Below are 19,972 nucleotides of genomic sequence, written 5' to 3'. Positions count from 1 at the left end.
TGGGACGGTGGGACGTTGGACGAAAGAGAATATTTGATCGTGCGCGGCACGGTGCAGCAGATCGTTTACTACAACGACGAAAACGGCTATGCCGTGCTGCGCCTTGCTGCGGAAAACGGAGCCGAGGTCACGGCGACCGGCACGTTTCCCAACATTGGACTGGGTGAGGAGGTCATTCTGACCGGCTGCTGGGTGACGCACCCGACCTACGGCGAGCAGTTTGCGACCGAGGCGTTTGAGCGCCGGCTGCCGACCTCGGTGCGCGGCATCGCGGAGTACCTCGGTTCGGGCCTGATTCGCGGAATCGGTCCGCGGCTGGCGGCAAAAATTGCGGAAAAGTTCGGTGAGGACACGTTTGACATTCTTATGCACGAGCCGGAGCGTCTGTCGGAGCTGCGCGGCATTACCGACCGCAAGGCGAAAGAGATCGGCCGTCAGTTCACCGAACAGAGCGAAATGCGCCTGCTGATGGACTTTCTGAGCGAACACGGTCTGCCGGTCGCGCTCACGCCGCTGCTGTACAAGCGCCTGCACGACAGCGCCATCGACGCGCTGTGCGAGAACCCGTATCTGCTGTGTGACCCATACTATGATGTGGATTTCAAGCTGGCGGACGGTCTGGCGATGGAGCTTGGACTGTCGCTGCTGAGCGATGAGCGCGTGGACGCGGGCATTCTGTATACGCTGACCTTCAACCTGAACAACGGCCACACGTTCATTCCGGTCGAAAAATTGCTGTACGCGGTATGCATGCTGCTGAGCGACGATGACGTGGTCGTGGACGAGGATCGGGCGCTGCGCGGCATTTCCCGTCTGGAGGAGAGGGGGCGGCTGGTGCGCGAGCATATCGCGGACCGCGACGCGGTCTATCTTCGCGACATGCATGACGCGGAGGCCTATCTTGCCGAAATGCTCAGCTACATGGCAGAGCGCAATTATGAGTACGATTTTGACGTGGATGAGCTGCTTTCCACGCTTTTGGAGAGCAGTGAGTTCACTTTTTCCGAGAAACAGCAGCTTGCGATTTCAACGGCTGCACGCAATGGTCTTGTTATCCTGACCGGCGGCCCGGGCACCGGCAAAACGACCACGGTGCGCGGCATCCTGCAGGTGTTTGAGGCGCTGGGACTGGACACGCTGCTCGCTGCGCCGACCGGCCGCGCGGCAAAACGTCTTTCCGACCTGACCGGCATGGAGGCGAAAACCATCCACCGGCTGCTCGAGGCAGGCTTTGCGGGCGGCGGACGCACGGTGTTTGCCCGCAGTGTGACCAATCCGCTCGAGTGCGACGCGGTCATTCTGGACGAGGTGTCTATGGTGGACATCACGCTCATGCAGGCACTCATCAATGCGCTGCCGCACGGTGCACGGCTCGTGCTCGTCGGTGATGCCGATCAGCTGCCGCCGGTCGGTCCGGGCAACTTCCTGCGCGACCTGATCGCCTCACATCGGGTGCCGACCATTCAGCTGACCGAGATTTTCCGTCAGGCGCAGCAGTCGGATATCGTTATGAACGCGCACGCGGTCAACGCAGGTGAAATGCCAAGGCCATCTGGTGCGGACGGCGATTTTTTCATCATGAAACGGGCGGATCCGGCGTCTGTTATCGAAACGGTAGCACAGCTTTGCGCCCAGAGACTGCCCAAGCACTACGGCTTCACTCCTGCACAGATACAGGTGCTTTCACCTGCCAAGCGGCACGGCAGCGGCACCATTCCGCTTAACCGCCGTCTGCAGGAGGCGCTCAATCCACCGAGTGAAAGCAAGCTGGAAAAGCGCTTCGGAGACACCATTTTCCGCGAGGGCGACCGCGTGATGCAGGTGCGAAACAACTACGACATCGTGTGGGAAAAGCAGGGGGATGACGAGCAGGGAACCGGCGTGTTCAACGGCGACGTCGGCGAGATCATTCGCATTTTTCCGCAGCAGGAGTGCATGGTGATTCGCTTTGACGACCGCATTGCGACCTACACCTTCGATATGCTGAACGAGCTGGAGCTGGCGTATGCCGTCACCGTACATAAATCGCAGGGCAGCGAGTTCGACGCGGTGGTGCTCGCTCTGTCGGACGGTCTGCCGCGCAAGCTGCTCACGCGCAACATTCTCTACACCGCGATCACACGCGCGAAGCGCCTGCTGGTTATCGTCGGCAGTCAGGATGTGGTAGCGTATATGGTAAATAACAACCAGAAGGGCAGACGGTACAGCGCGCTGAAAGCTCGTCTTAGGTTAGCCGATACTCAGTAAAAGGTGCTGATAAAATGCAGAAGAAAGAGAAAAATACCCGCAAGGGATTTACGCTGGTGGAATTGATCGTTGTGCTGGTCATTCTGGCGATCCTTGCGGCATTTATGATACCGGCGCTGATACAGTATATCGAGAGAAGTCTGGAGGCATCCGACCTCATCGAGGTGCGGGCGGCGTATATTGATGTGCTGGCTGCGGTTACGGAGCAGGACAGCGAAAACATGAGCAAGACGGTCAAGCTGAAGCAGAAGCAGGATGACTGGCAGTCGAGAGATCCCATTACAATTGCAGGCGTTACCCATTCTAAGACGCAAGGAGATACCGCGAACTGGAAAGGAATCCCTACCGCGGGCGGGGAATGCGAGGTGTACTACGACAGAGCAGCGGCTGTGATCGTGTTTGACTGGAAAGGCAAGAGCACAGCGGGCAGCACGATCAAATGGGACGAGAAGCTGCACGGCATACTCGATCGGACCGGCATTTTGAAGACACTGAAATATAATCAGTATTTTGAGATCGACTCGAAGTGCCCCAATTCCAGTATGGTGCCCCAGGTGAAGAAAGAGATCGGAAGCGACAGCCTGCTGAACAGGGGCACATGGGCGTTTCTCGGCAGTTCCACGAACGAGAGCAACCGCTATTTGTTCTGGACATCGGTCGATACAGATACCGTCGGTGCGGGCAAGCAGATACCGGTCATTGTCAGCCGGGCGAGCGGCGGCTTTTACATCTCCGAAACGATTACCGCGGCCCGGAGCAACAAGGGCAAAAGCTATGTTGCGATTGCGGACCATATCAACAGTTTCAACACCTTTAAGGATTATACCACAGGAACGAAATATGACACGCTGGCGGAGGCGTATGCAGCCTATAAAGAACGGGTGGAAAACGATGTAAGATTCCAGCAGTATAAGAACACGCTGCCGGAGTGATGCCGGTTTCACTGTCGAATTTTCGGTATTTGCCCCGGAGTCTTGCAAATGGCGCACAAAATCTGTATAATGGTAATACTGTCAATCCACGCGAACAGAGCGCGGAGAAAGGAATGAAATATGGCTTCTTTTCTGCAAAGAATCGCGAAAAAGATGTCGCTTTTTTCAAGCGATATCGGCATCGACCTCGGCACGGCAACCGTGCTGGTCTATGTCAAGGGCAAGGGCGTTGTACTTAACGAGCCGTCCGTTGTGGCGGTGGACAAGGTTTCCGGCAAAATCCTTGCCGTGGGCGAGGAAGCGCAGAGCATGCTTGGCCGTACACCGGGCAACATTGTCGCCATCCGTCCGCTGCGCGAGGGCGTTATTTCGGATTACGAGATGACCGAGCGCATGATCAAGGAATTCATCGCAAAGGTGCAGGGTATCCACCTGTTCAAGCCGAATGTGGTTATTTGCGTGCCGTCAATCATCACCGAGGTGGAGGAGCGTGCCGTCATTGATGCGGGCACGCAGGCGGGCGCAAAGCGCGTTTTTCTGGTCGAGGAGCCGGTCGCGGCGGCCATCGGCGCGGGCATCGACATCAACAGGGCCAACGGCAATCTGGTGGTCGATATTGGCGGCGGCACGACCGATGTGGCGGTTATTTCGCTCGGCGGCATCGTCGAATCCACGTCCATCAAGGTCGCGGGCGATAAGTTCGACGAGGCTATTGTCAAGTACGTCCGCCGCAAGCACAATGCGCTGATCGGCGACCGCACGGCAGAGGAGATCAAGCGCACGGTCGGCTGTGTGTATCCGCGCAGCGAGGAAGCGATCATGGAGGTCAGGGGACGCTGTCTGATGACCGGTCTGCCGCGCACGTTTACCGTAAGCTCGAGTGAGATTCTCGATGCGCTCGAGGAGGTCTCCTCAGCGATTGTCGAGGCGGTGCACTGGGTGCTCGAGCGCACACCTCCCGAGCTGACCGGCGACATTTCCGCCAACGGCATCACCATGACAGGCGGCGGTTCGCTGATCTGGGGCTTCGATAAGCTGATCGCCTCCAAGACCGGCATTCCGACGCGCGTTGCGGACGAAGCGGTCTCCTGCGTGGCATACGGCACGGGCAACTGTCTGGAAAACCTGTCGAAAATGCAGGACGGCACGATGAATCTTTCGCGCCAGCGGCAAATGAAGCGATAAGGATACATAGAGGGAGGTTTCCGCGATGAGCAGTGCAGCAAACGTGACCGTAACCATCCGAAATGACGCACCGTTCGTATCGGCAGGCAGGTATTATCTGTTTTCCGACCCAGCGGCATGGACGCTCGTGCCGACCGACGAGGGCAGCGAACAGCTGCCGCTCACGCTGGACAAGCACAGCTATGCACTCGGCGCTGAGCCGGTGTCAAGCGAGCCGGACGAAATACAGGGTCTGCTCCGCGTGTACAAGGTGCGTCCGATCGCGCTGACGCTGACCGATGTGCGCGGCACAAAGGCGGCGCTTTCCGTGCCGTACCGTGCGGAAAACCTTGCGGTGCTGCAGGAATGGGGACTGGACTGCCGCAGTGCCGGAGAGCCGAAGAACCCGCCTGAAAAGTCCTTTCTGGTGAGGGTGACGGATGGCGGTGAGCTGCTGTCAAAGGGCAAGCTGGAGGTCTGGCGCGAAGGCGATACGCTGTGCTTTTTCCGGCGCGACAGAAACCTTTACACGGGCAAGGACAACCTGTACAGCGGCGAACTGCCGGTGCAGGCAATCCGGTTTTACCGTCTGTGCGGCGGCATGCGCACGGAAACGCGCGTATCCGGCGGCGGCGTGACCGTTGACCGCTCGGCGGCATACTGGGCAGGCTGGGAACATCCGTTTTCGTTCAATCCGCATGGACGCGCCATCGAGGCGGCGGTGCAGTCCGAACCGGTCCGCACCGAGCAGGTGCAGCACGATGAACGCTATGTGCAGCTTCGGGTGCAGTGGGAAAACCGGCGCGTGGACCTGCGGTTTTCGCCGGACAGCCTTGCGGCGTTTGGCGCGCTCATTCCGGAAAAGGAATTTGACGAGGTGGCGCTGAGCGACCGCACACCGACGCCGGTCGAGCAGCTTGATATCCTCGCCGGACTGTGCGACCGCGGCTTTGTTACGCGGGAAGAATTTGAGCAGGCGAAAGCGCGTCTGCTCGGGAAAATCTGAGGAATTTATGACCGAACAGGAAAAATATATGAAGGCCGCGCTCAAGCTGGCGCAAAAGGCGGCGGACGAAGGCGAAGTGCCGGTCGGCGCGGTGGTTGTCTGCGACGGCAAAATTGTCGGACGCGGACGCAACCGACGGGAAACAAAGAAAAACGCACTGCACCATGCAGAAATCGAGGCCATCGAGAAGGCGTGTAAAAAGCTGGGCGGTTGGCGGCTGCACCGCTGCGACCTGTACGTTACGCTCGAGCCGTGCCCGATGTGCGCAGGTGCGCTCATCAACTCGCGCATGAAAACCGTGTACTACGGTGCACCCGACCCGAAGGCCGGCTCGTGCGGCTCGCTGATAAACCTGTTCGCACTGCCGTACAATCATCAGCCTGCGCTGGTGAGCGGCGTGCTGGAGCAGGAATGCGCGGACATTCTGCGGAATTTCTTCCGCGAGCTGCGTAAAAAACGGAAAGAAATCCGAAAATTAGAGAAATCACGCGTCGAAGAACAATCATGACGCTTGATTATAGTATGTAAGTCGTGCCGATATTGCAGTTTGCTCAATACGCGGCACAGAAAAAAAGGGGAAAAATAAACAATGCCAAGAGAAAGACTCGGCTCGCGCCTCGGCTTCATCCTGCTTTCCGCAGGCTGTGCCATCGGCGTGGGCAACGTATGGAAGTTCCCGTGGATGGTCGGTCAGTACGGCGGCGGCGCGTTCGTCGTGTGCTATGTGCTGTTCCTGCTCATCCTCGGTCTGCCGATCATGACGATGGAATTTGCCATCGGCCGTGCGAGCCAGAAAAGTCCGGTGCGGGCGTATCAGGCGCTCGAGAAGCCGGGCAGCAAGTGGCACATCCACGGCTATCTGGCGATGATAGGCAACTATCTGCTGATGATGTTCTACACCACCGTGTGCGGTTGGATGCTGTACTACTTCTACCTGACGGTCAGCGGCCGATTTGTCGGCGCGACCGGTGAGCAGGTGCAGGCAGCCTTCCCGGAAATGCTCGGCAAGCCGGTGGTTATGACGGTCTGCATGGTTGCGGTTGTTGTCATCGGCTTTATGATCAACTCGTTCGGTCTACAGGGCGGTCTGGAGCGCGTTACCAAGGTGATGATGATCATTCTGCTGGCCATCATGGTCGTTCTGGCGATCAACAGCATCATGACCGAAGGCTCGGGCGAGGGCCTGCGCTTCTATCTGATTCCGGATCTCGGCCGTATGCAGGAGTGCGGCATCGCCAATGTTATCGTTGCCGCGATGAATCAGGCGTTCTTCACGCTGTCGCTCGGCATCGGCGCGATGGCTATCTTCGGCAGCTATATCGGCAAGGGCCGTGCGCTGCTCGGCGAGGCCGTCAATGTTGCGATTCTGGATACGTTCGTAGCATTTACTGCCGGTCTGATCATCTTCCCGGCGTGCTTTGCCTTCGGCGTGGCACCGGACAGCGGTCCGAACCTGATCTTCGTTACGCTGCCGAATATCTTTAACCACATGGCGCTCGGCCGCCTGTGGGGCAGTCTGTTCTTCGTATTCATGGCGTTTGCGGCCTTCTCGACCGTCCTCGCCGTGTTTGAGAACATCATGTCCTGCTGCATGGATCTGACCGGCTGGAGCCGCAAAAAGACTGCAGCCATCAACATCGTGCTGATGATCCTGCTGTCGCTGCCGTGCGTGCTCGGCTTCAATGTCTGGTCCGGCTTCCAGCCGTTCGGCGCAGGCTCGAACGTGCTCGACCTCGAGGACTTCCTCGTGTCCAACATCTGGCTGCCGCTCGGTTCGCTGGTTTACCTGCTGTTCTGCACCTCCCGCTGCGGCTGGGGCTGGAAGAACTTCAAGGAAGAGGCCAACGAAGGCGGCGGATTCAAGGTCAAGGATAATATCCGCTTCTATGTAAGCTATATCCTGCCGATTATCGTGCTCATCATCTTTGCACTCGGCATTAAGGATAAGTTCTTCTAAAGAAATGCGAAAAGCACCGCGAAAGCGGTGCTTTGAGGCTGTCGAAAAACTCTGTTTTTCGAGCAGCCTCTCGATTGAAAGCACGCTTTCGAGCGAATCTCGAAGAAAAACCGCGTCCTGCGGACACATTTTTTCTTCCCTTGTATAAATTCCGAGATACATGCTCCCGGAATTTATGAATTTGCAAAGCAAATTCGATTGAATGCGTGCTGCCGCACGAAGCATAAAAATCGAATATTGCTTTTTCGACAAGCTGAAAGCACCGCGAAAGCGGTGCTTTTTTCGTATCCGGAGCAGTGATTGAGAATTGAAAATGGAGATTGACCCTGCGGTGAAGCAATGTGCAGATGGGTTGCACGGCGGGGCACCCCAGTGTGGCTTCTCTTGCCCTTAGGCAATTCACCTTGTGCCACGGGTGCGGCGAACCTCACAGCCAAAGGTTGGCTCCAATTCCGTATCCGATAGCACGCATATAAACTCCAATCCCGCATAAGCTGTTGCAAGAAGCAAAAAAAGGAGGCACCCGCCATGCAGGAGGAAAAAAGCGCAGTCTATACCGTAATCTTAGGCGTATGCCTGCTCCTGTGCCTGCTGATGCTGGGAAATATGCTGATGGGCAGGGCGGATACCGGAACAGCGCCTGCCGCACCCGAGGAGGGAGATGCAATGGAATTTCACATCACGGAGGACGATATCGCGTCTGTGCTGACCGAAGCGCTGCCGTTTCCGGTCGAGGGCACGGCGGTCAAAATCAGCCGTGACGGCACGATTGCCGTGACGGCAGCCGTAACCCGTCAAGCACTGACGGAAAGCAATCTGGTACCCGGCAAGCTGCGCACGGCGCTGCTGTTTCTGCCGGAGCGCTGCAAGCTGTACGGCGCGTGGAGCGCAGCTGTTTCAAACGGCAAACTCAGCCTTACCTGCCGGACCATCAAGCTGGAAGGCTTCACCTTGCCCGAGCAGACCGCTCAGGCACTCTCCGATGCGTTCGCCGCACAGTGGAATATCCGCATGGAACAGCGGGACTTCACGCCGCAGACCATACAGTGGCAGGACGGGGAAGCGGTGCTGCTGGGATAACCGCTCTCAACAGGCAAAAGAAAAATCCCTTCGGAAAACCGAAGGGATTTCTGGTATGTAACCTTACTCAAAAATTACGCGGCCTGCGCCCTGATAGCGGGTCGCATAGCTGCCAGTCAGCGACGAGTACTTAACCACATCGCCCGTGTTGGGTGCGTGAATAAACTGGTTACTGCCGACATAAATGCCTACATGGCTGATGGACGAGGTGCTGCTGCCGAAGAATACCAGATCGCCCGGCAGAAGGTCGTCGCGGGAAACACGGGTGGTGGCATCATACTGTGCCTGAGCGACACGCGGGATGGAGCTGACCGTGTTCTTGAACACATAGGAGGTGAAGCCGGAGCAGTCAAAGCCGCTCGGCGTGCTGCCGCCGTATACATACGGAACACCGAGGAACTGTGCAGCATAGTTCAGCACGCTCTGGCGCTTTGCACTGATCGAGACAGAAGCTGCGGTGTTCGACGGGTTGATCGCTGTACCGGACGAAGCAGTTACGAGGTAATCCGCACTGATGTAACCGGCCTTGCCTGCGTAGGATACCTTGCTCCAGCCGTTAGACGTGCTGAGCACGGTAACAGCGGTGCCGTTCTTCAGCTCACCGAGAATGGTGGAAGAGGTGCTTGCCGAAGAGCGGAAGTTTACGGTAGAGGAGCACTTAACTACTGCTGCCGTACCGGTGGACGCGGACGTGTTATTGGATGCCGAACCGGTGGTCGATACATAATCCTGCTTGATGTAGCCGGTCTTGCCGGAGCAGGTTACCTTGCACCAGCCGTTCGCGGTGCTGACAACGGTAACTGCGGTGCCGTTCTTCAGCTCTGCCAGAATGGAAGAGGAAGTATTGGCCTCGGAACGCAGGTTTACACTCGAGGAACACTTCACCGTACCGGCGGTGCCGGTCGTAGAGGTAACGGTGTTCGACGGAGCGATGGCGGTGCCGGCGGAGCTGCTTGCGAGCGTGATATAATCCGGATGGATATAGCCGGTCTTGCCATTGTATGTAACCTTGTACCAGCCGCTGCTTACGCCGACTACATTTACCTTGGTGCCGTTCTTCAGCTCACCGTAAGAGGTGGACGAGGTGTTCGGCGCCGAACGGAAATTTACACTGCTCGAGCACTTTACAGTGCCGGTGCCGAGTGCAACGTTGGTTGCGGTGGTGCCGGTCAGGTACTCGCCGCTGACGTAGCCTTCCTTGCCGTTTACGGATACCTTGTACCAGCTGGAGCTGTTATTCAGTACCGCAACCGTGGTACCCTTGGAGAGGGTCGTGATCACTGCACCGCCGGGGGACTGACGCAGGTAAAGCGAATCTGCGTTTACCTTAGCCTGAAATACTGCCAGCGAGTTCGGCAGGACCATCGACATCGCAAGTGCACCGGAAAATGCGAAGCGAGCGAGTTTTTTAGAAAAAGACATGAAATTGAAGCCTCCGTTTCAAAATGGGAGAAAACAGCCTTTACACTGCCGCAGCAAGCTGCGGTGAAGTCTTACTTCGTGTGCAGTGCTCTGCCGAGCCAGATGGATGCAATATCCATCGCTGCCCACATGCTGTTCTTCTCGGTTTTCTTGACGATACGCTCTTTCATACGTACGTTGGGATCGGTCTGCTGAAGCTGTACGGATACACGCTTTGCAACCGGCAGACCCTTGTAATCACTAGATTCGAGGATCTGCATCATAATGATGTGAGAGTCACTCATCGAGCCGTAATAGATGATGTTTTCCTTACGCATCAGCGGGTGACCCTTGTATTCCAGAAGGTTATTCTTCTTGGTGGTAGGCATTATCTGCACTCCTTATAGTTACAAAATGGTTACATTCCAAAGTTACATTACGGTTACAGTATAGCATGCTTGAACAGGTTTGTCAAACATTGTTTTGAAATTTCGCATTTTTGTGATAAAATAGAGCCTGTCAAACGCGAAAAAAACGCAGGAATCGACAGCGAAAATCCACAGCGGCCGCACGCGCACGAGAGTAAGGTTACAAACGCTGTAACCCGATCGAACACCATAGGCAACACCGCACAATTAAAGCTGCGGCGCTTTGCGGTAATTTTGTGTCCTAACTTCGTTGTAATTTCACGGTAATACATCAAGTATTACCGCAAAACTACGCCTCGTTAGTACGCAAAATTCCTCGCAAATCGCTCTTGTTCAATTATGCGGTGTTACCTATTAATATAGGCGTTCACAGAGCACGTGTCGGGCCGCTGAGAGCAAAGGAATGTACATTTGTGAAATTTGCTTTTTTCACCTTGGGCTGCAAGGTTAATTTATTTGAGACGCAGGCGCTCAGTCAGCTGGCGCAGGCGCGCGGACATGAGATCGTGGATAAGGACGCGGACGCCGTGATCGTCAACACCTGTACGGTAACATCGGTGTCCGACCATAAGAATATCCGCGCGTTCCACAAGCTGCGGAGAGACAATCCGAACGCGGTTATCGCGGCGTGCGGCTGCTTTGCACAGACCGACCCGGAGCGTGTCCGCGCCACCGGCGAGATCGACCTTATCTGCGGTACCAGAGACAGGGCGCAGGTGATCGACCTGTGCGAGCAGGCCGTCAGCGGACAGGCCGTACAGATGCATGAGAGCGAGGACAGCGGCTTTGAGACTCTGCCTGCCGGTATCCCGCACGGCCGCACGCGCGCGCTGCTCAAAATTGAGGACGGCTGCAACAACTTCTGCACCTACTGCATCATTCCGTATGCGAGAGGGCGGGTGCGCTCTTTACCGGTCGAGCAGGCGCTCGAGCAGACGGCGCGGCTGGCTGACGCAGGCGTGCACGAGATCGTGCTGACCGGCATCGAGATCGCGTCCTACGGCAAGGACTTCAAGCCGCAGGTGCCGCTCACCGAACTGTTAGAGAAGCTGCTGACCGCGCAGCCGAACGTGCAGTTCCGGCTCGGCTCCCTCGACCCGCGGGCGGTGGACGATGCGTTTTGTGAACGGCTTGCCGGCTTTGCCAATCTCGCACGGCATTTTCATTTGTCCATGCAGAGCGGCTGCGATACCGTTCTCCGGCGCATGAACCGCCACTACACGAGCGAGGAATTTTACAGGTGTGTCGAGCGGCTGAGACGTGCGTTTCCGGACTGCTCGGTTACGACCGATTTGATTGTCGGCTTTCCGGGCGAGACCGAGGACGAATTTACGCAGACGCTGGCCTTTCTGGAGAGATGCGCGTTCGCGTCCGTGCATGTATTCCCATATTCCGTACGTGAGGGCACAAAGGCGGCCGCCATGCCGGGTCAGCTCGATCAGCAGACCAAAACCGCCCGCGCCGAGCGGGCAAAGCAGGTGGCGGAGACACTCAGCGCTGCCTATCGAAAGCAGTTTGTCGGCCGCACGCTGTACGCGCTGCCCGAGCACCCGACCGGCGGCCTGTGGGCGGCGCACGGACGCTACGGCTTTCCTGTATATATAGAGGATAAGGCGGAGAAAAATCATCCGGTCACCGTAAAGGTTATCGGTCTGCACAAGGACGGCGTATTGGCGAAAATTGAGAATTGAAAATTGAGAATGGAGAATGTGTAACCACTTTCGGCCTCTTACCATAGAATGTAATGAAATCTTTGATAGGAGGAAATGACAGTATGTGTTCTTCTAACGGCTTCTGGGGCGAAAATTCCTGGTGGTGGATCATCATCCTGATCATCCTGATCTGGGTATGCTGCGGTCAGGGCAGCGGCGGCTGCGGTTCCTGCGGTACCTGTGGTGATAATACCTGCGGCGGCTGCGGTAATTGCGGCAACTGCTGCTGCTGAGCGGCTGACATATCCGCAGAAGGGAGAGGCACCGCGTGAGCGGTGCCTTTTTCGTTTTCTCGGCATAGGGCAACCGAGAAAATGCGAACCGCGCAGGCGGTTTTTTCGGCACCGGCTGACCGGGGGACGCGAACTGCGTAAGCGTGTTCGCCCCTAACGGGCGGCTTCTTTTTTGCACCGGCTGAGCGGGGTACTCGAACTGCCGCAGGCGTGTTCGCCCCTAACGGGCGGGGAGGTTTTCGCTGAACCTCAGCGGGGAGTGCGCCTACCCGGCGGGGGCACAAGAGGGTAGACACCTGCGGTTTCCACCCTCTTGTGAATCTCCCCTTTCCCTTGAGGGTCTGGCGCAGATTGCCGACATGTGACCGCTTCGAAAATAGGGGAACGGCAGAGGGATTTTTTCTACCGTATCTTTCTCAACCTGTTCGCAGGGTCAGATACATTACTGCTACACATATGGGCTACTCTGCGCAAGGCGCGGCATAGCAGTGCCGCGCAACTCTTTAACGTGTTATACCGCACGGCACCTACGAATTAAGCGTTTGGTACAATTTATCCTCGTAGGTGCTGTCTATCATAACGCGCTCACGAATTGCGCGGCACTGCTATGCCGCGCCTGCGCAGAGTAGCCCATATGTGTAGCAGTAATGTATCTGACCCTGCGAACAGGTTGAGAAAGATACGGTAGAAAAAATCCTCTGCCGTTCCCTTATTTCGCAGCGGTCACATATAGGAAATCTGCGCCAGATTAGGAAGTAAGGGAAAGGTAGGAGTTCAAAGAGGAAGGAAAACCGCAGGTTGTCCTTCCTTTTTGCCCCCGCCGCGGGGCGCGGCACGCTCCTGCCGCAGCGGCGGCGAATCTCCCGCTGAGGTTCAGCGAAAAACTCTCCGCCCCGTTAGGGCGAACCCGCTGACGCAGTTCGAGCACCCCGGTCCGCCGGTGCAGGAAAAGGAGCCGCCCCGTTAGGGCGAACACGCTTGCGCAGTTCGCGTCCCCCGCTCAGCCGGTGCAGAAAAAGGTGTCGCCCGTTAGGCCGAGCCCGCCTGCGGCAGTTCGTATGCCCCGGTCAACCAGTGCAGGAAAGCGCCGAGTTCCACCGCGATAAAAATTTTCAAGAAAATATGCGTTACCCTCTTGCAAAATACGCGAAAATAGGGTATTATATACAAGCACTGTTTTGTATGAACAGTCGAATAATGCTTAATGATGTAAAAAATACTATTATTTGGAGGCATAGCGATTATGACCGCAGGTGAATTTCGTAACGGCGTAACTTTTGAAATGGACGGTCAGGTACAGCAGGTTATTGAGTTCCAGCATGTAAAGCCGGGCAAGGGCGCTGCTTTTGTTCGTGTCAAGATGAAGAACGTCGTAACCGGTGCGGTTACTGAGACCTCCTTCAACCCGACTGCTAAGTTCGAGGAGGCTTTCGTAGAGCGCCGCGAGATGCAGTATCTGTACAATGAAGGTGACCTGTACTACTTCATGGACAACGAGACCTACGAGCAGATTCCGATCAGCAAGGATACTCTGGGCGACGATTTCCGCTTCGTGAAGGAGAACGAGAACGTTAAGGTTCTTTCCTACAAGGGCAGCGTTTTCGCAGTTGAGCCGCCGCTGTTCGTTGAGCTCGAGATCACTGAGACCGAGCCGGGCGTTAAGGGCAACACTGCTACTAACGTACTCAAGCCCGCTACCGTTGAGACCGGTGCTGTTGTTAAGGTTCCGATCTTTATCGAGCAGGGTGAGCGCATCCAGATCGACACCCGTACCGGTGAGTATCTGGGCCGCAGCAAGACCAAGTAAAAACTTGCAGCTAGCAGGGATGGCAGCCGCCGTCCCTGATTCGGACATTTAGCTCAGCTGGAAGAGCATCCGCTTGACGTGCGGAAGGTCAGCGGTTCGAACCCGTTAATGTCCACCAATTCAAATCCCGTCAGAAATGACGGGATTTTTTCTATCTTTAAGACTTTTAGGTATTTGCTGTGGGAAATGTTCTGAAAAACGTAAAAAGCAGAATGTGCATTTCACAGCACATATAGCACAGAAAACCAACAAAAACAAAAGTGATGTAGGAAACGTGTTGGAAATCAAACCTTCAATCCCCGCACATCTTCCTCGGTGACGTGGCTGTAAATATTGGCGGTGGTGCTGATGTCTGCGTGACCCATGAGGTACTGAGCGGTTTTCAGATCCACGCCCTGACGGCGCAGGTTGGTGCAGTAAGTGTGCCGGAGGTAGTGCGGCGTGATGGCCGGATCAAAGGCGTGCTTGACAACGGCGTTGCGGTACAGCTCGGCACCGGCCGCAATGTCGCAAGCCCGGTAGAAGCTGTGCCACATACGGCGCATTTTTGTCATGGACAGCATGCGGCCGTTTTCGACATGAAAGAAATACCGCGATTTCATGTCCAGCTGTTTTTGAAGTTCGTCAGGGATGGGAACATAGCGCGCTCCGGCTGCGGTTTTCGTAGACTTCAAAGTCGGCTGGTTCGACTTTGTTTTATATTCGACCGCCTGCGAGATACACAGCAGACCGTCCTTGACATCGCGGGCACCGATCGGCACGGTTTCGCCACGACGCAGACCGCAGTCAAGCATGAGCAGCACCCACGGTCCGGCATAGTGACGCTTGGCAACTTCGCGCACGATCTGCTCCTCGGCGCGGGTCAGTGCACGGCGGCTTTTCTCATCCTCGCCCACAGTTTCGATACGCCGGAATGGGGAGGAGGCAATCAGGCCGTTGATTTCCGCCTGATCAAAGATAGCGTGCGTGATGTAGTGGAGTTTAGCGGCGGTACTTGCGCCGAGCGGCTTGCCTTTACTGGTCCTTGCGTTGTTCATCATTTCCTGCAGTTGGAACGGCTTCACGCTATCCAGCGCCAGAAAACCAATCGCCGGGCAGATGCGCAGCCGCAAGTGCTCCTCGTAATTGTTGCGCTGGCTCTCGCCAACGTGCGGCTCCTTGTAGGTGTGATACCACTGCCACGCCCATTGCTCGACAGTAACCTTGCCGGGCGTGCCGCCGCGTGCGACCAGCATTTGCACGGCGCGTACCTTGGCCTCAAATCTTGCCTTGTTGTTGTCCTGGATGTACTTGCGGATCGGTGTGCCATCGTCCTTGTGGCCGATGACAATGGTGCGCGAGTATTTGTATTTGTTTATAAAAAAACTTACTAAATTTCTGATTATCTTTTCATAAGTTGGTAAATGCCGATATATCCCGTATTTTAGGGCTTTATCGGTATTTTCTTTTTGGAAGATACCTTGCATAAGCTGGCATTTACCAGCATGAAAATGCAACCAAAAGTAGTAAATGAGTAGTAAATATAAGCTCCGATATTAACAAGCCAGTCTTTCCAGTTCTGCTTTTGCAGATTGAAATGTACCGTGTGCATAATAGCCAAGTGTCATGGTTATGTTAGCGTGTCCCATAAGATATTGCAGGGTGTTTGGGTTCATTCCTCTGTTTGCCATATTCGTACAGTAAGTATGTCGGAATGAATGTGGTGTGATGTTCGGTAACTTGTCCGTGTGATACTTGTTATACTTCTTAATTAGTCCTCGCACCATGCCCTCATAGTTTCCTGCAACTTTAGGTAAGCCCTCACGGTTCAAGAATAGGAAATTGCTATAACCACCTACAATCAACGGTTGTGCCTTTCCTCTGTTCTTTAGTATTCTTTGGATTGCTTGATAAGCCCGTTCTGTCAATGGAAGTTCTCGTTTTCCGTTTTTGGTCTTTGGCGTTTCAATATAGTAGCCGATTTCGCTGTCTTTCAATAACTGGTGGTCTATATTGAGTATTCTGTTCTGCATATCAATATGCGTCGTTAGTCCGCAAAATTCAGAAATACGAAGTCCCGTTTCCAGCAGAAGCACAACCTCATCATAATACTTGCTGTAAATCTTATCCTTTTCCATAAAGGCAAGCAGGCGTTCTTCCTGCTCTGGTGTAAGGATAACTTTCTGCTCCGTATCATCTTCCAGAACATCACTTAGCTTAAATTCAAACGGGTTCTTTCTGATACAGTCGTCTTGTATCGCCATGTAAAATGACGCTTTCAAGGAACGCTTGTAGTTATCAATCGTTTTATAGGCGTATCCTTTTTCGCTCATTCTGATAGCCCATTCTTTAGCGTCCGACTGCTTAACAGTATCAATCGCCCTCATACCCAATGGGTCATTTTTCAGAGCGTTCATAAGATACTGTCGTCCTTTTTCAGTAGCCCTCTTGATGTTCTTTCTTTGGCTGTTCTTCTTGTCGTAGAGCTGGCAGACTGTCATTTTACCGCCTGCTGTATCGATACCGTCGTTAAGGTCTTTTTTAATCTGTGTTTCTTTTTCCCTCAACGATATATCATCACGCTTTCCAGCAGGTGTCTTGTCTGTCGGTACAAGTTTCCAAGAATAGATAAATTGTGGCTTTCCGTATATATCGGTATATTTATAAACGTATCTTCCGTCTTTTCGCTGGCTCTCTCCATTACGCAAATTGCGATTTTTACTGTCTTTTCGTTTTACATTAGACATAGTGTAAAGCTCCTTTCCGTCATGGAACGAGCCGTGATACGCTATATTTATTATACCATATCTACGGCTCAATGACATTAGATTTCGTCCAATGTATCTATGATTTTTTCAAATTGTTTTCGCTTAATCTGAATACGGTTGCCGTTCACGATAACCCAGCCAGCGTCAAGATTTTCTTCGGCTAATTTACGCAATTTCTTTTCGCCAATGCGGAAGTATTTGGACGCTTCTTCAACCGTCAGCGTATATTTTTCCCAAATAGGCACATCAGTATTGTTCATAATCTATGCACCCCCCTTTACTGTGTGTCGTTTTTTACAAGCAGGCAGACGGCTTTGGAAAGCTCCATTAGTATCTCAACTATTCCCATTCTTGTGGGCAGAACCGCACCATGCGGACGTATCATTATTCTGTGAGGATAGGTCGTGGCAAAACAACTTTTCCAACAGTCGCTCTCGGATCACTGCGTGGGTCGCTCGCTTTCTTTTGAAAAGGTCGTGGCGTACAGTCCCCGTGGCTCGCCATCTCACAAACGTATCTGTCTGCTTTATTCAGTTGTCAAAGAGCTGTGGTGAAAGCGTGTTGCTTTCATATAAAAGCAGGTGGCAGAGCAGGAAAGAGGGGGATATTAAATCATGCTCCGCTAAAAACTGCTTATTCTTCTGGTTCTAAGTCCATATCTTCAATATCAAAACCTAAAATCATTTTGATAAGTGCTTCTCTGATACGTCCTTTTAATTCCATATCTACAACGATATAAACATCGGTGTACAAGGGGTACAAACAAGATAAAATAGAAATGAGGGGCGATAGAGCGGAAATGTCAGATTTTCCACTCTATCTGAACACGGTCGCTGGTGGCCTTGATCGTAGAGATCAAACCATCGGCGGCTTTTCTTTTGTCGTCAAAATCTATGCTGTCCCAGTTGTCGAGATAATAGGACAACTTCTTTATCTGCTGGGGAGATATGGTTTCAACGCTCAATTCAGCGATTGCCTTTGAAATGGTCTGGCGTCGGGTGTCCAGTTCTTCAATTTTTTTGTTAGCGTAGGCAAGCAAGGTCGCATTGGCTCCGGTCAGCGTATCCAGCAGCTTTTCAATTTCTGCCTCCACTTGTGCCAGCTCCACTTGATAGGCTGTCAGTTTCGGATTGACTTTTCCCTCCCTGCCGTGGAGTATCTGAAAGTCTTTGAATTTCTCCTGCATGGCCGAGAAAATGAATTGCTCAAATTCTTCTTTGCGGATTTTCCCGCAGCCCGGACAGCCTTTATTTTCCGTCCGTTTGGTACAGCGGAAATACCCGGTGCTGTTTGGTACATGGGTGGCTTTCAGCGCATACCCACAATGACCGCATTTGACTTTTCCGGCCAGCCAAGTGTTCTTCGGTTTCCGTCCCTGCTGGAAGGTGGTATTTGCCATAAGTTTTTTTCGGCATTTCAACCATGTGTCAGAGGAAATGAGTGCTTCATGGGGAGCGATAACAAGTATCTGGTCTTTTAAGCACCTGTCCTTGTCCTCCTTCACATCCCGCCCCTGATAGAGATAGCAGCCGTTTGTTCCGGCAAAGTCTGAAGCGTCATTGACAATCGCTGCACCCTGACTCTTGAAAAATTCGTACAGCTCCAAATCGGCCTGTGCGTAAACCGGGTTTCTTAAAAGCTGGGAAAGAAATGTACGGAACATGGATTTGCCATAAATTTTTATATCACGTTCCTCGAAGTATCGGGTAATATCTCCGAAGGAGGTTTCCGGTTCAGCGTACATTTCAAACATCAGCCGAACATGGTCGGCGGCTACGGGGTCGGCAACCATTTTCTTTGTGCGGATACCCTCTACCACAGTAGGCTCTAACTGATAACCGTATGGTGCCTGTCCGCTCATGTGAAAGCCTTTCAGGCACCGGGAATAGTAGGCGTCTGTGACACGCTTCTGAATTGTCTCACGTTCAAGCTGGGCGAATACAATGCAGATATTCAGCATGGCCCGGCCCATCGGGGTCGAAGTATCAAACTTTTCCGTGGAGGATACAAACTCCACATCGTACTCTTGAAACAGCTCCATCATCGTTGCAAAGTCCAGAATAGAGCGGCTTATACGGTCCAGTTTGTACACGATGACCCGCCGGACCTTTCCCTTGCGGATCTCGCCCAGCAGCTTTTGAAACTCCGGTCTGTCCGTGTTCTTACCGGAATAGCCTTTGTCCTTGAATACCCGGCAGCTCCCGCCTTTCAATTCATACTTGCAAAAGTCGATTTGACTTTCAATGCTGATACTGTCCTTGCGGTCTACTGACTGTCTTGCGTAAATACAATCTTCTCTGATAAATTCCATATTGGGCTCCTTTCCTTGTTGGAATGGAGCTACCAACCTTACAACTATATTATACCATCAGCAGCCCCGGACAACAATGTTGCGAATGATTAGGAAAATCTGTCCCTATATTTGCTGAACACCTCGTAAAGACAACGCTCAATTTCTTTTTTGCGCTGTTCTTTCTCCTTCGGGGGAAGTACCGGCGTGAGGCTTTCCAGCACAATGATCTTCCCTTGAAATGCGACAGACTTTGTTTCTCGTTCATAAGTGACAGCTTGCGTCATTGAAAACCTCCTTTGCGAAAGTGCGTGTATATGCCAGCCTTTCCCACTTGTCCCGTGGGGAAATGTCAAAAGACGGCACCCAGCAGGTGCCGCCCTTTGAGCTTTCTCCACTTCGGGTCAATGTGGCCCGAGGTCAGTAAGGACTGGAAAGGTACTTTTCTTTGGCGTCCTCCACGCTGTTGAGGTCGAATACTTCATAAAGCTGCCCCACAACACGCCGTATATCCTTCTTTGAAAATCCGCAGTCCTCCATTGCCATAATGACATAACCACGGCAGGCGTCATTGCTCCATTCGTCCGGTTCCAAGCCGGGGATCATTCCAAACGCATTTCCCATAAAGTGCTCCTTTTTTGAAAAGATGGGGAGCCACGCCGGATCGGTTGGCCTATCATCAGACAGCATTGCCGGGGGCTCCCCATAGGTTTTCACTTCATTTCAGACACACCGGACGGGCATAGGCTTCATGCCCCATAGTATTTCAACTCTCCCCATTCTGATGGCAAGGCGTTCTCATTGCCTGCGACGGCTCACGGCTTGCAAGGCCGCTTCAACGCTCGGACTGTGACTAAACGCAAGTATCCGGGTTCTGCGCCTGTTCCGGTGGAGCCAGCCTTGCCCCACCTATGGCATGGACCTGTTCGCTCGCTCAGTTTTACAAAGACTGTATTCTTTGAAATCCG

The 19,972-nt window shown here is 53.8% G+C and carries 19 protein-coding genes and 1 tRNA gene; 11 read left to right on the top strand and 9 right to left on the bottom strand.

All coding sequences use genetic code 11. The annotated features are described in order from the left end of the window. Window positions 1–15 precede the first annotated feature (15 nt). The 7 genes from recD2 to DW806_RS07325 all read left to right on the top strand — a co-directional run bounded on the left by recD2 (window position 16) and on the right by DW806_RS07325 (window position 8,386). Window positions 16–2,247 (top strand): SF1B family DNA helicase RecD2, encoded by a 2,232-nt coding sequence (recD2, locus tag DW806_RS07355; RefSeq protein WP_243022675.1) that lies wholly within the window; start codon window positions 16–18, stop codon window positions 2,245–2,247. A 14-nt stretch (window positions 2,248–2,261) separates the two neighbouring features. Beyond that, window positions 2,262–3,179 carry a type II secretion system protein gene (locus DW806_RS07350; protein WP_118729549.1) on the top strand — a complete coding sequence of 306 codons (918 nt, stop codon included), beginning with the start codon at window positions 2,262–2,264 and terminating at the stop codon, window positions 3,177–3,179. Between the two features lie 153 nt (window positions 3,180–3,332). Continuing rightward, the gene (locus DW806_RS07345; RefSeq protein WP_118360532.1) at window positions 3,333–4,364 is read left to right on the top strand and encodes a rod shape-determining protein; all 1,032 of its coding nucleotides are present in this window, start codon (window positions 3,333–3,335) and stop codon (window positions 4,362–4,364) included. Between the two features lie 25 nt (window positions 4,365–4,389). Next, on the top strand, window positions 4,390–5,349 hold the full coding sequence (locus tag DW806_RS07340) for an SHOCT domain-containing protein (RefSeq protein ID WP_118729548.1): 960 nt from the start codon (window positions 4,390–4,392) through the stop codon (window positions 5,347–5,349). Window positions 5,350–5,356: 7 nt separating this feature from the next. After that, window positions 5,357–5,857, top strand: coding sequence for a tRNA adenosine(34) deaminase TadA (gene tadA / locus DW806_RS07335; RefSeq protein ID WP_116705133.1), 501 nt, complete (start codon window positions 5,357–5,359; stop codon window positions 5,855–5,857). A gap of 81 nt (window positions 5,858–5,938) precedes the next feature. Further along, on the top strand, window positions 5,939–7,306 hold the full coding sequence (locus DW806_RS07330; protein WP_118729547.1) for a sodium-dependent transporter: 1,368 nt from the start codon (window positions 5,939–5,941) through the stop codon (window positions 7,304–7,306). Between the two features lie 528 nt (window positions 7,307–7,834). Next, on the top strand, window positions 7,835–8,386 hold the full coding sequence (locus tag DW806_RS07325) for a hypothetical protein (protein WP_118729546.1): 552 nt from the start codon (window positions 7,835–7,837) through the stop codon (window positions 8,384–8,386). Between the two features lie 63 nt (window positions 8,387–8,449). Here DW806_RS07325 and DW806_RS07320 read toward each other — a convergent pair whose 3' ends face one another. Further along, window positions 8,450–9,808, bottom strand: coding sequence for a C40 family peptidase (locus DW806_RS07320; RefSeq protein WP_118729545.1), 1,359 nt, complete (start codon window positions 9,806–9,808; stop codon window positions 8,450–8,452). A 71-nt stretch (window positions 9,809–9,879) separates the two neighbouring features. Further along, the gene (locus tag DW806_RS07315) at window positions 9,880–10,176 is read right to left on the bottom strand and encodes a hypothetical protein (protein ID WP_110437114.1); all 297 of its coding nucleotides are present in this window, start codon (window positions 10,174–10,176) and stop codon (window positions 9,880–9,882) included. Window positions 10,177–10,628: 452 nt separating this feature from the next. On the opposite strand from DW806_RS07315, the gene mtaB reads away from it, so the two are divergent. The 4 genes from mtaB to DW806_RS07300 all read left to right on the top strand — a co-directional run bounded on the left by mtaB (window position 10,629) and on the right by DW806_RS07300 (window position 14,085). Beyond that, window positions 10,629–11,906 (top strand): tRNA (N(6)-L-threonylcarbamoyladenosine(37)-C(2))-methylthiotransferase MtaB, encoded by a 1,278-nt coding sequence (mtaB, locus tag DW806_RS07310; protein WP_118729544.1) that lies wholly within the window; start codon window positions 10,629–10,631, stop codon window positions 11,904–11,906. 83 nt (window positions 11,907–11,989) lie between these two features. Next, window positions 11,990–12,160: a hypothetical protein gene (locus DW806_RS15410; protein WP_199667396.1), complete on the top strand. Its 171-nt coding sequence runs from the start codon at window positions 11,990–11,992 to the stop codon at window positions 12,158–12,160. A 1,240-nt stretch (window positions 12,161–13,400) separates the two neighbouring features. Continuing rightward, complete coding sequence (gene efp, locus DW806_RS07305; protein WP_110437112.1) at window positions 13,401–13,967, top strand: elongation factor P; 567 nt, start codon at window positions 13,401–13,403, stop codon at window positions 13,965–13,967. 42 nt (window positions 13,968–14,009) lie between these two features. Beyond that, window positions 14,010–14,085, top strand: a tRNA-Val gene (locus DW806_RS07300). Window positions 14,086–14,251: 166 nt separating this feature from the next. On the opposite strand, the gene DW806_RS07295 is transcribed toward DW806_RS07300, so the two are convergent. From DW806_RS07295 to DW806_RS07265, 7 genes are all read right to left on the bottom strand, one after another. Further along, window positions 14,252–15,202, bottom strand: a complete 951-nt coding sequence (locus DW806_RS07295) for a tyrosine-type recombinase/integrase (RefSeq protein WP_158578318.1) — start codon at window positions 15,200–15,202, stop codon at window positions 14,252–14,254. Window positions 15,203–15,502: 300 nt separating this feature from the next. Beyond that, window positions 15,503–16,693, bottom strand: coding sequence for a site-specific integrase (locus DW806_RS07290; RefSeq protein ID WP_003062094.1), 1,191 nt, complete (start codon window positions 16,691–16,693; stop codon window positions 15,503–15,505). A 77-nt stretch (window positions 16,694–16,770) separates the two neighbouring features. Further along, window positions 16,771–16,974, bottom strand: coding sequence for an excisionase (locus DW806_RS07285; RefSeq protein WP_002322728.1), 204 nt, complete (start codon window positions 16,972–16,974; stop codon window positions 16,771–16,773). Between the two features lie 373 nt (window positions 16,975–17,347). After that, window positions 17,348–17,467: a hypothetical protein gene (locus DW806_RS07275; protein ID WP_442861147.1), complete on the bottom strand. Its 120-nt coding sequence runs from the start codon at window positions 17,465–17,467 to the stop codon at window positions 17,348–17,350. A 49-nt stretch (window positions 17,468–17,516) separates the two neighbouring features. Next, complete coding sequence (locus DW806_RS07270; protein WP_118729542.1) at window positions 17,517–19,025, bottom strand: recombinase family protein; 1,509 nt, start codon at window positions 19,023–19,025, stop codon at window positions 17,517–17,519. An 89-nt stretch (window positions 19,026–19,114) separates the two neighbouring features. Beyond that, entirely contained in the window at window positions 19,115–19,291 is a 177-nt protein-coding gene (locus DW806_RS15405) for a hypothetical protein (RefSeq protein ID WP_165853706.1), read from the bottom strand. A gap of 133 nt (window positions 19,292–19,424) precedes the next feature. Then, window positions 19,425–19,694, bottom strand: coding sequence for a hypothetical protein (locus DW806_RS07265; RefSeq protein ID WP_023042386.1), 270 nt, complete (start codon window positions 19,692–19,694; stop codon window positions 19,425–19,427). Window positions 19,695–19,972: the final 278 nt, after the last annotated feature.

It is taken from the genome of Butyricicoccus sp. AM32-19, assembly GCF_003480365.1.
In the GTDB taxonomy this organism is placed as follows: domain Bacteria; phylum Bacillota; class Clostridia; order Oscillospirales; family Butyricicoccaceae; genus Agathobaculum; species Agathobaculum butyriciproducens.
This window is presented reverse-complemented; position numbering and strand designations above follow the sequence as displayed.

Excerpts from the sequence above, each read along its gene's own strand:
- DW806_RS07265 (WP_023042386.1), bottom strand. The coding sequence starts at position 19,694 with ATGCTGTCTGATGATAGGCCAACCGATCCGGCGTGGCTCCCCATCTTT.
- tadA (WP_116705133.1), top strand. The coding sequence starts at position 5,357 with ATGACCGAACAGGAAAAATATATGAAGGCCGCGCTCAAGCTGGCGCAA.
- DW806_RS07330 (WP_118729547.1), top strand. The coding sequence starts at position 5,939 with ATGCCAAGAGAAAGACTCGGCTCGCGCCTCGGCTTCATCCTGCTTTCC.
- DW806_RS07350 (WP_118729549.1), top strand. The coding sequence starts at position 2,262 with ATGCAGAAGAAAGAGAAAAATACCCGCAAGGGATTTACGCTGGTGGAA.
- DW806_RS15405 (WP_165853706.1), bottom strand. The coding sequence starts at position 19,291 with ATGACGCAAGCTGTCACTTATGAACGAGAAACAAAGTCTGTCGCATTT.
- DW806_RS07325 (WP_118729546.1), top strand. The coding sequence starts at position 7,835 with ATGCAGGAGGAAAAAAGCGCAGTCTATACCGTAATCTTAGGCGTATGC.
- DW806_RS07285 (WP_002322728.1), bottom strand. The coding sequence starts at position 16,974 with ATGAACAATACTGATGTGCCTATTTGGGAAAAATATACGCTGACGGTT.
- DW806_RS07320 (WP_118729545.1), bottom strand. The coding sequence starts at position 9,808 with ATGTCTTTTTCTAAAAAACTCGCTCGCTTCGCATTTTCCGGTGCACTT.
- DW806_RS07345 (WP_118360532.1), top strand. The coding sequence starts at position 3,333 with ATGTCGCTTTTTTCAAGCGATATCGGCATCGACCTCGGCACGGCAACC.
- DW806_RS15410 (WP_199667396.1), top strand. The coding sequence starts at position 11,990 with ATGTGTTCTTCTAACGGCTTCTGGGGCGAAAATTCCTGGTGGTGGATC.
- DW806_RS07315 (WP_110437114.1), bottom strand. The coding sequence starts at position 10,176 with ATGCCTACCACCAAGAAGAATAACCTTCTGGAATACAAGGGTCACCCG.
- DW806_RS07290 (WP_003062094.1), bottom strand. The coding sequence starts at position 16,693 with ATGTCTAATGTAAAACGAAAAGACAGTAAAAATCGCAATTTGCGTAAT.
- DW806_RS07340 (WP_118729548.1), top strand. The coding sequence starts at position 4,390 with ATGAGCAGTGCAGCAAACGTGACCGTAACCATCCGAAATGACGCACCG.
- DW806_RS07295 (WP_158578318.1), bottom strand. The coding sequence starts at position 15,202 with ATGCTGGTCGCACGCGGCGGCACGCCCGGCAAGGTTACTGTCGAGCAA.
- DW806_RS07270 (WP_118729542.1), bottom strand. The coding sequence starts at position 19,025 with ATGGAATTTATCAGAGAAGATTGTATTTACGCAAGACAGTCAGTAGAC.